The organism is Rhizobium skierniewicense Ch11 (assembly GCF_023757665.1).
Taxonomy (GTDB): Bacteria; Pseudomonadota; Alphaproteobacteria; order Rhizobiales; family Rhizobiaceae; genus Agrobacterium; species Agrobacterium skierniewicense.
In genome coordinates, this window is sequence record NZ_RXPG01000009.1 from 163,598 (window position 1) to 176,158 (window position 12,561).

A 12,561-nucleotide genomic window follows, 5' to 3' on the forward strand; every position below is an offset into this window, starting at 1 on the left:
ACGCTCGCGCAAGCTTCGCCGCATAGTGTGCCAATGGGACCAGAAGGTCTTGGACTCATTGAATGACGGTGCGGAACAGAATGAATCTGTTAAATCAATTCCCTCAGGTTTTAAAAAATTTCGCGGCTCTCGGCCAGACGCGGCTTTTGATGCTGGGTGGTGTGGGCGTGTTGTCCATGGCAATCATTCTCGCTGCTGCGCTTTATGTGAACAAACCTGCCTACGAAACGCTCTATGTCGGTCTCGAAACGATGGATCTGAACAAGATCAGCATCGCGCTTGCAGAATCGAATGTCGATTTTCAGGTCGGTTCTGACGGCACGAGCCTTCAGGTCCCAGTAGGCATGACCAGCAAGGCGCGCCTGTTGCTTGCCGAGCGCGGTCTGCCTGACAGCGCCAATGCCGGTTACGAACTGTTCGACAATGTCGGTTCGCTGGGTCTCACCTCCTTCATGCAGGAAGTCACCCGTGTCCGCGCCCTTGAGGGCGAAATCGGACGTTCCATCCAGCAGATCGATGGTATTGCCGCTGCCCGCGTCCATATCGTCATGCCCGATGTCGGGAATTTCCGTCGCGGCGAGCAAAAGCCAACCGCTTCTGTCATGATCCGCGCAAGCGCATCGGCCGGCCGCAAGGCCGCATCATCCATTCGTCATCTCGTCGCTTCGGCTGTTCCCGGCCTTGAGGTTGACGATGTGACGCTTCTTGATTCCACTGGCCAGCTTCTGGCCTCTGGCGACGATGTCGGCAACGGCGCGTTGAACCGCTCGCTGACACTGTCCCAGAACGTCCAGCAGGAACTCGAAACCAAGATCGACAAGGCGCTGGCGCCCTTTCTCGGCATGGACAATTTTCGCTCTACTGTCACAGCGGAGTTGAACACCGACACCCAGCAGATTCAGGAAACGGTCTTCGATCCTGAATCGCGCGTAGAACGGTCCGTACGCACCACCAAGGAAGACCAGAAATCTCAGGAAACGACACCTGACTCGGCTGCAACCGTTGAGCAGAACGTACCGCAGGCAGCCCCTCAGGGCGGTGGCGGCGGCCCGAAATCTTCCGATGAGACGGCGAAAAAAGAAGAGCAGACAAACTACGAAATCAATTCCAAGACGACAGCCACGGTTCGCAATGGCTACACCGTCGACAAGATTTCCATTGCCGTTGTCGTCAACAAAGGTCGTCTGGCAAAAATGATCGGCGAAAATGCCGATCAGCCTAAGATCGACGCCTATCTCGCCGAAATGCAGAAAATTGTGGCATCCGCTGCGGGCATTTCGACGGACCGTGGCGATATCGTGACCATCACGGCCATGGACTTCCTTGAGACCCAGTTGCTCGACCAGGCCGTTGCCGGTCCAGGCTTTACAGAAGTCTTGAGCCGCAATTCGGCAGGTATCATCAACTCACTGGCCTTCGTTCTGGTCGCGTTCCTCGTGGTCTGGCTCGGTGTACGTCCAATCGTACGCTCCATTTCGGGCGGCAACGCGTCGTCACCTGCAGAAATCGGCCAGGAAGCCGCGGGTCTCGAACTCCCCGACTTCTCGCCGGCTATGGGCGGAGCAAGCGCCGGGGGAGGTCTTATGGACGGCTTCGGCGCGGACTTCGGCTTCGACAGCACCGACGATCTCCTGTCCGGCGACGATGGCGGTGGCGATTTCACCCGCCGGGTTCGCGAAGGGCCGGAGCGCCGCCTGTCTCGCATGGTGGAAATCAGCGAAGAACGCGCGGCCAAGATACTACGCAAATGGGCAATCGAAAAAGCAGCCTAATCAAAACGACCGGTTTTCTGCCGGTCGTTTTTCGTTTTACCCTTGCATCAAATCCAAGCGCGTGTTCTTTTTTAGGACAGAATTTATCATTTGTTCATCAAGCCGATAATTTACCTTGGAATAATGAAATCAACCCTGTGCGACATTGAGAACATCAATATGCTTCCTTCGTCGTGACAAGGAGACGAAATAAGTGGAATGCCTTGGACTGGTTATGGCGTTTGCCGTAGCGTCTCCTAAAATGCAATGATTCGGTCGTCAGTGATGCAGTCCTTTATTTTGGTTGCGTTTCTGAATGGAAATGATTTCCATCCCGGTTAAGAAATCTCCGTTATTGGAGAACTAAGAGGGCCTAGGCTATTGAAGGTGGATGTTGATGTTCGCAGGCTCTCTGCAACGCCGTTCGACAGATCGGTGAAAGCGTTGCCGCGCGACCAGCTGATGCGAAATATTTCCATCGCGGCTGGAGACAGCAACGTTACAGCTGCCGTAGAGATGATCGCGTCTTATGCCGGTGCGTCGCACTACCTGTTGGCGCGCGAAGATCTTTTGCAGGAAGCGGGCCTCAATTTCATTCTGACATCGGACTGGCCGTTCGATCTCGTTCGTAAGCTGGGCGCAGAGCTGACCAACAATCAGAACCGTGTCAGCGAGATGGAAAAATGCCTGGCGCTGCTGAAGCCGCGCATGCTGTTTTTACCGGATGATGCGGTGATCCCGGAAGGGGTGGATCGCAAGTATTGCTCGGTCACGTTCTGCGTCGGCCGCATACGCTTCTCGCTTCTCATGCTGTTTGCGGAAGACAGCACTCCGGTGGAAGACCGGCTACAGGAGGCGGCCATGCTGGCAGGTTATTTCGCAAGCTCTGGTATTGTTGCCGAATCCCGTACGGAGCGTGATATCGATCTCACCGAGCGTGAACTCGAATGCCTTTTCTGGATTGCCGAGGGCAAGACCAGCGATGAAATGGCGACCATTCTGGGCATATCGCGCAACACGATCAACAATTACATCACCAGCGTCATGCGCAAGACGGCAACAAAGACCCGCTCCGAGGCCATTGCCTATGCGGTTCGCAACAATCTCGTTTGAAGGCGACCGGAATGGGGTATTACAAGGAAGCTGAGAGTGCCAATGTGGGGCAGGGTTTTCCCACCCGGACGGGCACCTCCACCAGTCGTTCCGATCTTTTTCCAAAGCTCGTGGCCATCCAGCGCCTGTTGGGCGCCAAGAATTTCATTGTTTTAAGAGCTGTTGCATCAGGCTTTCCGAATAAGCGTAAACTCTCTTGCGAACTCGAAAACTGGGGTATGAACGCCGGTGAACAAAGCGCAAAACTGGTCCGGGTCATGGGTGAAGCCTTGCTTGACCATCTGGAACGCTCGCTGATTCCCGTCACGTGGAAGAGTGAAAACGGTACTGGGTTTTCCGATATTCCGGATGTCGCAGCTCTCATGCTGAGGCTTGGCAACGACGAACTCTCCTATCCCGGGCTGGCGCTGCCGGTTCGTCTTGGCAGCATTGGCAACGGCTATGTGATTTTTTGTGGCGGTGGACTGCTGCTCGACAACGAGCTGGTTCTTGAGCAGCATATAAAATGCACTGAAGTGATGGTCGATCTGCTTGCGCTCGATGAGCGTCGCGTAACGCCTGCCGAGTCCTTGAGCGAGCGCGAAGTCGCCTGCCTGCAACTGGCCGGCGATGGCCGTATCAGCGAAGAAATCGCGGTCAAGCTCGGGCTGTCGGTTCACACCGTCAACGCCTATCTGGGCTCCGCGACCATCAAGCTGGATTCCGTCAATCGTATCCAGGCGATCGCAAAGGCCATCCGCATGGGCTACATCCACTAAACCGCTCGGTATGCGGAGCCGACCTGACAGCCAAAGTTGTCTTCAGGCCAGCTCTGTCGTGCTTATCGGACCTCGAACGGTGCGCTACGTGGAGGCAGGGCTGGCACATCGAAGTGATCAGGCTCTGCTCCGGCCTTTGCTTTCTCCCACATGGTTTCGTATGCGCTCTCAAGGTGACGGCAGAAGCGCTCGGCATCAAAGAGTGGCATAGTGAAACGGTTGGCATCGATCCGGGCCCGGATATCACCCAACGGCGCAGGATCCAGAGCGTAAGCGACGGCCTGATCAACGTAAGCGGCTTCGCTTTCCGCGATCAGTTCAGGCGCGCCGATGGCGTGAAGCAGGCTTTCGCTCACACGGGATGCGAAGTTCGTGCCCTGCGTTGTGAGAACCGGCAAGCCAGACCAGAGTTGCTCCGACGTTGTCGTGTGCCCATTGACCGGAAAAGTGTCGAGACCAAGGTCAGCGACAGTGATACGGTTGAGGTGGAGCTCGAACTCCAGTTTTTCCATAAAGAACACCCGCTTTGCCGATATTCCCGTCGCCATAAGCTTGGTGAGAATATTGGTTTTGCTGTCCTGACTGTTGTGCAAAATCCAGATGACGCTTTTCGGCGCGCGTTTGAGGATTTCTGCCCATAGCTCCATGGTGCGGGGTGTGATCTTGCGGTTGGCGTTGAAGGACGCGAAAACAAACGCGTCTTCTGGAAGCCCGACCTGCGCCCGGCTGATCTTCTTGGCCAAAGGACGGTTGACCGGGTCGTTTGGCTGATAGGTCTCAGGCAGCCGCGCGAATTTTTCGTAATAGTGCGGCTTTGAGCTGTCGCGTAGCACGTAATGGTCGCCAATGACGTAATCGAGGTCGACGTTAACGGTCGAACCTGGAAAGCCGATCCAGGCGACCTGGATCGGTGCTGCTCCCATGTTGAGAATGGATGTCCGATTGCCGGCCGTGTGGCCTTTCAGGTCAACAAGAATATCGATGCCGCGCGCCTTGATTTCGGCGAGAGCTTCATCGTTGCTCATGTCTCTTATGGTGACGACGTGTCCCCACAAAGCGCGATCGGCCTGGTTCGTCTGAAGAAGGTCGGGTTCCGAGTGGCAAAACAACGTGACTTCGAAACGGTCGCGATCGTGCAGTTCCAACACACGGCGAATGAGCTTCATGGTCGCATGTTTGTCGAAAAAGTCGGAGGAGAGGTAGCCGACCCTGATCTTCTGCCCCCACTCGTGAGGCATCTTACGGCGTTTGCTGCTCATTTCGGGCGAAAAGACCGGAGTGTTGCTGCGGGCCATCTGGTTGATGTGCTCGTCGCCGCTCCAATGCAGATTGAAGAACGTGCCATCCAGCTCGATGAAAGCCGTGTCTCCGGTTGCAATCGCGTTTTCGATGATCGGCAGGTGCTTTTCCACGGCGTCGAACTTGCTGTGTTCGCGGCAAAACGTCAGATACATCAAACGCACGGCCTGTTGGCGTGGCAATTTCGCAAGAAGAATGCGCGCTGTTTCGATGTCTTTCGGATCGAACAAATCCCAGGTCGTAATCGCTATGCGAGCACCCAGTTTCATATGCTCAACTGAATCGCTCTTCATCAGAACATTTTTCAGCGCCCGCGCAATTCGGGGTTCGCCCCGTTCCAGCAGGATCGTACCGACGATGTAGCATATCTCGGGATACTTATGAAATTTGTGGATGAGCTTGTTGGCGAGCGAAAGCGCTTTGTCTTTTTGTCCGCACTCATAATGCAGCTTGATGCTCTCGACGAGATAGCTTTCGGCATCCATACCTCCCTGCTGGTATGCCAGCTCATAGGATGTGGCTGCCTGTTCCGGCATATTGATCCGCAAACACGTCTTCGCGAGGAGCGCATAGGTCCGCGAATCGCGATTGGTATCGATCAGCTTGTTCAGCGTCGTCAAGGCTTGTGTGTATTGACCGGTCTTGAAGTGCTTCGACGCGGCTGAGTAGCTGATTTCGTTTAGCATTGGGTCCCGTTCTATCCTCTTGCCGTCCCTTGCCCAGACAGTCGCCATGACGCGCGCAGGTATCGCAGACTTTGAATATCCACATGACCCTATCTTGCGAAGCTTGCTTGAAACAGGTCTTGCGGTCGTCGCCGGTGTCCCAGTTTGGTTAATGCTGGCGATCGGGTCTTTGCGCGATATTAACCAACAAAACCAACAGACTGGCCGCAACCTTCAAAATTAAGGACTTGGAAATCGTTGCCGCGCATTTTGATCCCTGCGTGACGGGTTTGGTTGTCCATAAGAAAATCGGAACCGAGTGGCATGATGCCGAACCGTTCGCGCCGGTACCTGTAATCCGGCATGTCCCTCATCTTGTACCGCGTTTTAAAGGGGCACTATTATGTCTAGCATTAACTACAACTCCAGCGCTAATTCCGCACTTCAGACACTGCGCACGATCAACAGCAATCTTGGCAAGACGCAGGAACGCGTTTCGACCGGCATGAAAATCGGCGGTGCGTCCGACGGTGCTGCCTACTGGTCCATCGCTACCACGATGAAGTCCGACAACAAGGCACTCGGTGCAGCAACTGACGCACTGGGCGTTGGTGCGGCCAAGGTCGACACCGCTTATGCCGCCATGGACAGCGCAATCGACGTCGTCAACGAAATCAAGGCAAAGCTGACGACCGCCAGCGAATCGTCTGTAGACAAGGAACAGGTTCAGCTCGAAATCACCAAGCTTCAGGAGCAGCTGTCCTCTATCGGTCAGGCCGCTTCGTTCAACGGTGAAAACTGGGCCGTTAAGGCTAGTGGTTCGTCCACGACTGTTGTCGATGGCTTCATCCGCAACACCGACGGAACCGTCAAGGTCACGACTGCAACCTTCGATGCAGGTTCCTATGCGATGTTCTCCGCCATCTCGACGGCTGGCGTCGGTACAGGCGGTGTTCTGGCTGCGGTCATGACAATCGCTTTGACATCCATCTCTACACAGGGCCAGGTCGATGCATTCCTTACGACGGTCGAAACAGCACTCGGAAAAATGACGAAGGGCGCCGCTGCCCTCGGTGCATTGTCCACGCGTATCGATCTTCAGGATCAGTATTCCAGCAAGCTCAGCGATGCGATGGACGCGGGTGTTAGCCGTCTGGTTGATGCAGACATGGAAGAGGAATCGGCCAGACTGTCCGCTCTGCAAACACAGCAGCAGCTGGCGATCCAGTCTTTGTCGATCGCCAACTCTTCTTCGCAGAACATCCTCACGCTGTTCCGTTAATAGAACAAGCAGTCTCAAAAATTGGCCGGACCGAAAGGTTCGGCCTTTTTGCGTTCTTAGTTCATTAAGATAGTATTAACAAATTATTTTCAAAATTAACTCATTCTTTACTGAATATTTGGAAGTCCTTAACCTTAATAATGTTAGATCGGGTTACCAAAACGACGGCCGAGAATTTACTATACTATTCGGCAGGCATGAAGCTGATCGTCGTTTACCGGTAAAGCCGGAATGTCCCTTCAATTATTCTTGCCAAAGGGGCAAATAATACTATGACCAGTATCCTGACTAACCCATCTGCAATGTCTGCACTTCAGACTCTGCGCACTATCAATATGAATCTTGCAACAACGCAGGACCGCGTTTCGTCTGGTGAAAAGGTCGGCAAGGCTGCCGATAACGTCGCTTACTGGTCGATTTCCACGACAATGAATTCCGACAACAAGGCACTCGGCGCAGCAACGGACGCTCTGGGCGTCGGCGCAGCCAAGGTCGACACCGCTTACGCTGCTATGGATAGCGCGATCGACGTTGTTAACGAAATCAAGGCAAAGCTGACAACTGCCAGCGAAACATCCGTCGACAAAGACCAGGTTCAGCTTGAAATCACCAAGCTTCAGGAACAGCTGACAGCAATCGGTCAGGCCGCGTCTTTCAACGGCGAAAACTGGGCAGTTCAGGCCAGCGGATCGACAACGACTGTGGTCGATGGCTTCATTCGTGACTCTGCCGGCGCCGTCAAGGTAACGACAGCAACGTTCGATGCTGGCACATACGCCATGTTCTCTGCGATCTCCAGCGGCGTTGGTACCGGTGGTGTTCTCGGTTCTCTGATGTCCGTCAAGCTGGAAAGCAACTCGACGCAGGGCGAAATTGATGCGTTCCTGACGACTGTTCAGGGCGCTCTTGACAAACTGACTGACGGTGCGGCTGCTCTCGGTGCTCTGTCTTCGCGTATCGACATGCAGGACGACTACTCTGCCAAGCTGAGCGATGCGATCGAAGCCGGTGTAAGCCGCCTGGTTGACGCCGACATGGAAGAAGAATCTGCACGCCTTTCGGCACTGCAGACCCAGCAGCAGCTCGCGGTCCAGTCGCTGTCGATTGCCAACTCTTCTTCGCAGAACATCATGTCTCTCTTCAGAGGCTAATCTCTATCCACTTGAAGCGAAAAAGCCGCGCATTGCGCGGCTTTTTTTTAAGAAAAATTAATATTGTGATATTCAAAATTATCTAAATTTAACAATATGTTATTGTTCATTAATAGCAATGGCTGCCCTTAATGCTTCATTCATGAAGGTAAAAGATTCCCTTCGTTTAAAGTTTTGTTAACCATAAAGTTGTCTTCTGTGGTCATCGAAACAGCGCACCGGCCACTTCAAGGTCGGGAAGCATGAAGCTGCCTGCTGCGTTTCCCGGCTGGACCGGAATGTCCCTTCTAAAAGATTTGCCAAAGGGGCGACCTGAAGATGACGAGTATTTTGACAAACACCTCTGCAATGTCTGCCCTTCAGACGCTGCGCTCCATCAACATAGACCTCTCCGACACCCAGGACCGCGTTTCCTCTGGTTACCGCGTTGGTCAGGCGAAAGACAACGTTGCCTATTGGTCCATCTCCACCACCATGAACTCCGACAATAAAGCGCTAAATGCCGCTTCGGACGCTCTGGGTGTGGGTGCCGCCAAGGTTGATACCGCCTATGCGGCAATGGAAAGCGCGATCAGCGCCGTTGACGAAATCAAAGCAAAGCTTGTCACCGCCAGCGAGCAGTCCACTGACAAGAGCCAGATCCAGCTCGAAATCGGTAAACTGCAGGAGCAGCTTTCCGCAATCGCACAGGGCGCGTCCTTCTCCGGTGAAAACTGGATGGTCTATGGCTCTGTGACAGAGGCAAGCGTTGTCGATGGTTTCATTCGTACGGCAAGCGGTGGCGTCAGCGTCACAACAGCGAAATTCAATATCGGTTCTTATGCCATGTTCCAGTCGATCAACGGCGGCGTTGGCTCGGGCGGTATTCTCGGCAGCATCATGAGCGTCGCTCTGACCAGCATATCCACGCAGGGCGAGATCGACAATTTCATGAACATCGTCGAAACTGCGATGAGTGGCCTGACGGACTCGGCTGCTGCTATCGGTGCGCTCCAGACCCGTATCGACTTGCAGGACAACTACTCCGCCAAACTGTCGGATGCGATGGAATCCGGCGTAAGCCGACTTGTCGATGCGGACATGGAAGAGGAATCCGCCAAGCTTTCGGCACTCCAGACACAGCAGCAGCTGGCGATCCAGTCACTCTCGATTGCGAACTCTTCGGCCCAGAATATCATGACGCTGTTCCAGCGTTAAGCATCAGATATTACGTAAGAAAACCGTACCGTCCGAAAGGACGGTGCGGTTTTTTCATTTTATTCTGAAAAGAGAACAGTCTGTTTTTGACGCCTATGACGCAAGCTTCGGCATAGCTTGGCTTGATATAAGGCTTGCTTCAGGATTGCAATTTTCAACCGCTGGCGATCTAGCAGCTTCGAGATTGGCTCCCACGCCTCTTCATGATGAGAGTGCGATCTTCGCCAGATTGATTGGCATGTTTCTGACACTTATTGCCGATGTAGGTACCGATGACCAAAATTCTCTCTTCTGGCTACGTGCAGAGCGCGCTTCAAACCCTGTTGTTCAGCGATGATACGCTGACGAAGACACAGGCGAGGGTGACCTCGGGTTTGAAAATTGCCTCGGCCGCCGACGACTCCGGTTACTGGTCCACGGCAACCAATCTACGCTCTGACGGGAATGTTCTGACCAGTGTCGGCGATGCGCTCAACCTGGGTGCGTCCAAAGCCGACACGGCCTACGAGGCCGTCACCGCGATTATCGATGTTGTTGACCAGATCATGACGCAACTGACGACGGCGTATGAGCCTGGCGCAGACCGAGACAAAATCAACGGGGCCATCGACGCGCTCAAGAATAATCTGCAGTCAGTCTCGCAGGCAGCAAGCTTTTCAGGGGACAATTGGCTTTATAACACCAGCGAGCAGCTTCAGCCTGAAAAGCGCGTCCCGTTTTCGTTCCAGAAGGATACATCCGGCTCCATCACTTTGCAGTATCTGACGGTGAATACGGCGCAAACGACACTTGTCGATAGCAGCGATGCGAGCCGCGGGCTGCTGACCGCAGGCGTTGACGCGAGCAAACGTAACCCTGATACAAGTTCCACGGAGCGCAATTACTACCTGCTGGACGTTGGGTCACCGACGGGCCAAACGGGGAGCGAAGTCAGCATTTCGAAAAGCACGACCAACGACGAACTCGATGACATGGTCTATGTAGTCGGGCAGTTATCGACCAAGTTGAACCAGTTGGCCGGCTCGATCGGCACCATGTCCAGCAGGATTGATCAGCAGACGACCTTTGTCGGCGCATTGAAAGATTCCATGGGTAAAAGCGTCAGCCGACTGGTGGATGCCAACATGGAAGAAGAATCCACACGATTGAAAGCGCAGGAAACGCAGCGCGATCTGGCGGTTCAAGTGGTGTCGCTTGCCAACAACCATCGCAAAAGCCTAGCCAACCTGTTTGCGTGATCTGCGGCAGGGTTCATCTTCGCACAAGTTTGACCCTTTAGTTTGAGACACTGAATTGCTGCCTTATCTTTGCGCGTTCCCGGGGAATGCGCGAAGCCATTTTGTCGGCTGTAGCTGAATGCCTAGCGGATTATTTCATGACGTTCTCATCTGAAGAAAAGACGAGTGTGATATCGGGTGGAGAGCATCTATGAGCGGAGCGCTTGCCAAATATCTCAAGGACTTCAGCCAGTTCGTACCGCCTGAAACGCCGAGCTACTTTGACCTCGACACGCCTGTTTCCGCTTTTGAACATGACGTTTTCGCAGAGCCGGAAATTATCGTTGATCTGGACGAAGAGAAACGCAAGGCGTTCGCCGAGGGCGAAGTAGCCGCAGCCCAACAGGCAAAAGACACGAACGAAAAAGAGCTTGAAGCGCTACGTACGACGCATGCCCAGGAGATCGAGGCCATGCGGATGCGTTATGAAGAAGAAATTGCCACACATCTTGCGACGTCGGTCATCTCTATGAAGCAGACGATTGCCGCGGATGTGGAGCAGGTATGTTTTCGCCTGTTTGGATTGATCATGGAGCGCGATTTCGCTGAAAAAGCGGCCACAGAAGTCGCGACCCAGATCATCAAAGAGATTGAGGGCGGTCATGCCGGCACGATCAAGATCACGGGGCCTGATCTTCTCGTGTCGCGTGTCAGAGAAGCCTTGGGTGATGTCGACAATCAGGTCGACTACGATGTGTCGACCGATATCGACGTGAAGGTTCAAATGGAAAACTCGGTGCTGATGACAAGACTATCCGAGTTTTTCCAGAGCGTAAGGGGTTTGGCGGATGAGTGAAGGCGAAAATCACCATCACGGCAAAAACGAGATCATTATCGTCAAGCGCCACAAGGGCGGCCACGATGGGGCTCATGGTGGCGCGTGGAAAATCGCTTATGCGGATTTCATGACTGCCATGATGGCGTTCTTTCTCGTGATGTGGCTCGTCAACGCATCGAACGAGGAAACAAAGGCGTCCGTCGCCAGCTATTTCAACCCGATCAAGCTAACCGATGAAAAGCCAGCCGACAAAGGGATGAAGCAGCCTGCCAAAACCGCCAAGGGCGAGCAGACCCAGCAGACCTCCGACACCAAATCTGAAAAGCCGGAAGATGCGGCAGCCGCTGCAAGCGGTGAGGATATGACCTCATCATCAGGCGACAAGACCGCCTATTCCGAAGCGGCGTTCTTCGAGAACCCTTATGCGGTTCTGGCGGAGATTGCCCAGGAAGTCGGCCAGCAGGCCAATGTCAGTGCCAAGGGCGAGGGTGGTGCAAGCAATTCCGGCCCATCGACCGGTGCTTCTGGTGGAGAAGCGTACCGCGATCCGTTTGACCCGGATTTCTGGAGCAAGCAGGTCGATGTGCCCGCGCAGCCGGCAAGTGTTGCTGTGCAGGATACGGCTCTGCCAAAGAAAGACCAGAACACGGCCGACGCCAAGGCTGCGGTCGCCAAGCAGGACTTGACCGATGTCATTAGCGACAGCGAACCTGCGACCCCTGTTCAGAACACGGCCGCCAGTGCACAGAAAAACTCGAAGACCGAGATCGCATCCGTCGAAAAAAATCAGATGCCTGATGAAGCAGCGGAAGTGACGGATGCGGAGAAGAAAACTGCTGACAAATTGCGCGACGAAATCTCTCAGCAGGTTGCCGGTGTTGCGGGTAAGCTGGCAGAAGGTATCGTGGTCACCCCTGCCGAGGGCGGCACTTTGATCACCATTTCGGAAAAAGCCAACACGTCCATGTTCGACGTCGGTTCCGCAGTGCCCCAGAAGACGCTTGTGCTGGCGATGGAAAAAATCGGCGCGGTTCTCAGCAAGCAACCCGGTGCCGTCGTCATTCGCGGTCACACGGATGCGCGTCCATATAGCGTCGGCGGCAAAGACAATTGGACCCTTTCCATGGATCGCGCCCATTCGGCATTTTACATGCTGTCGCGTGGCGGTCTGGACCAGACACGGATCAAGCAGCTCTCCGGCTTTGCCGACCGTCGTCTGCAAAACGTTGAAGATCCTTTGAACGGCGCCAACCGCCGTATCGAAATCTTGCTTGAGGATGGTTGAGGCAG

Annotated in this window: 10 protein-coding genes; 9 read left to right on the forward strand and 1 reads right to left on the reverse strand. The window is 54.3% G+C overall.

The window, feature by feature from the left end:
* Nucleotides 1-80 precede the first annotated feature (80 nt).
* The 3 genes from fliF (at nucleotide 81) to visR (ending at nucleotide 3,622) form a co-directional block, all read left to right on the forward strand.
* The gene (gene fliF, locus EKM04_RS09245; RefSeq protein ID WP_183894027.1) at nucleotides 81-1,772 is read left to right on the forward strand and encodes a flagellar basal-body MS-ring/collar protein FliF; all 1,692 of its coding nucleotides are present in this window, start codon (nucleotides 81-83) and stop codon (nucleotides 1,770-1,772) included.
* Between the two features lie 360 nt (nucleotides 1,773-2,132).
* The gene (visN, locus tag EKM04_RS09250) at nucleotides 2,133-2,864 is read left to right on the forward strand and encodes a transcriptional regulator VisN (RefSeq protein WP_174152078.1); all 732 of its coding nucleotides are present in this window, start codon (nucleotides 2,133-2,135) and stop codon (nucleotides 2,862-2,864) included.
* Between the two features lie 11 nt (nucleotides 2,865-2,875).
* Nucleotides 2,876-3,622, forward strand: a complete 747-nt coding sequence (gene visR, locus EKM04_RS09255) for a transcriptional regulator VisR (protein WP_174152079.1) — start codon at nucleotides 2,876-2,878, stop codon at nucleotides 3,620-3,622.
* A gap of 62 nt (nucleotides 3,623-3,684) precedes the next feature.
* Here the strand turns inward: visR and EKM04_RS09260 are convergent, their stop codons facing one another.
* Nucleotides 3,685-5,607 (reverse strand): O-linked N-acetylglucosamine transferase, SPINDLY family protein, encoded by a 1,923-nt coding sequence (locus tag EKM04_RS09260; protein ID WP_183894029.1) that lies wholly within the window; start codon nucleotides 5,605-5,607, stop codon nucleotides 3,685-3,687.
* A gap of 382 nt (nucleotides 5,608-5,989) precedes the next feature.
* On the opposite strand from EKM04_RS09260, the gene EKM04_RS09265 reads away from it, so the two are divergent.
* The 6 genes from EKM04_RS09265 (at nucleotide 5,990) to EKM04_RS09290 (ending at nucleotide 12,556) form a co-directional block, all read left to right on the forward strand.
* Nucleotides 5,990-6,868, forward strand: a complete 879-nt coding sequence (locus EKM04_RS09265) for a flagellin N-terminal helical domain-containing protein (RefSeq protein WP_183894031.1) — start codon at nucleotides 5,990-5,992, stop codon at nucleotides 6,866-6,868.
* Nucleotides 6,869-7,140: 272 nt separating this feature from the next.
* A complete protein-coding gene (locus EKM04_RS09270; protein ID WP_174152082.1) occupies nucleotides 7,141-8,019 on the forward strand; it encodes a flagellin N-terminal helical domain-containing protein in 879 nt (292 codons plus the stop codon).
* Nucleotides 8,020-8,337: 318 nt separating this feature from the next.
* The gene (locus EKM04_RS09275) at nucleotides 8,338-9,216 is read left to right on the forward strand and encodes a flagellin N-terminal helical domain-containing protein (protein ID WP_174152083.1); all 879 of its coding nucleotides are present in this window, start codon (nucleotides 8,338-8,340) and stop codon (nucleotides 9,214-9,216) included.
* Nucleotides 9,217-9,488: 272 nt separating this feature from the next.
* On the forward strand, nucleotides 9,489-10,454 hold the full coding sequence (locus EKM04_RS09280; RefSeq protein ID WP_183894033.1) for a flagellin N-terminal helical domain-containing protein: 966 nt from the start codon (nucleotides 9,489-9,491) through the stop codon (nucleotides 10,452-10,454).
* Nucleotides 10,455-10,644: 190 nt separating this feature from the next.
* Nucleotides 10,645-11,289: a hypothetical protein gene (locus EKM04_RS09285; protein ID WP_183894036.1), complete on the forward strand. Its 645-nt coding sequence runs from the start codon at nucleotides 10,645-10,647 to the stop codon at nucleotides 11,287-11,289.
* The gene (locus EKM04_RS09290) at nucleotides 11,282-12,556 is read left to right on the forward strand and encodes a MotB family protein (protein ID WP_183894038.1); all 1,275 of its coding nucleotides are present in this window, start codon (nucleotides 11,282-11,284) and stop codon (nucleotides 12,554-12,556) included. The genes EKM04_RS09285 and EKM04_RS09290 overlap by 8 nt, the downstream gene beginning before the upstream one ends.
* Nucleotides 12,557-12,561 lie beyond the last annotated feature (5 nt).

Coding starts and splice junctions, on each gene's coding strand:
- EKM04_RS09285 (WP_183894036.1), top strand. CDS start 10,645: ATGAGCGGAGCGCTTGCCAAATATCTCAAGGACTTCAGCCAGTTCGTA.
- visR (WP_174152079.1), top strand. CDS start 2,876: ATGGGGTATTACAAGGAAGCTGAGAGTGCCAATGTGGGGCAGGGTTTT.
- EKM04_RS09275 (WP_174152083.1), top strand. CDS start 8,338: ATGACGAGTATTTTGACAAACACCTCTGCAATGTCTGCCCTTCAGACG.
- EKM04_RS09290 (WP_183894038.1), top strand. CDS start 11,282: ATGAGTGAAGGCGAAAATCACCATCACGGCAAAAACGAGATCATTATC.
- fliF (WP_183894027.1), top strand. CDS start 81: ATGAATCTGTTAAATCAATTCCCTCAGGTTTTAAAAAATTTCGCGGCT.
- EKM04_RS09280 (WP_183894033.1), top strand. CDS start 9,489: ATGACCAAAATTCTCTCTTCTGGCTACGTGCAGAGCGCGCTTCAAACC.
- EKM04_RS09260 (WP_183894029.1), bottom strand. CDS start 5,607: ATGCTAAACGAAATCAGCTACTCAGCCGCGTCGAAGCACTTCAAGACC.
- EKM04_RS09265 (WP_183894031.1), top strand. CDS start 5,990: ATGTCTAGCATTAACTACAACTCCAGCGCTAATTCCGCACTTCAGACA.
- EKM04_RS09270 (WP_174152082.1), top strand. CDS start 7,141: ATGACCAGTATCCTGACTAACCCATCTGCAATGTCTGCACTTCAGACT.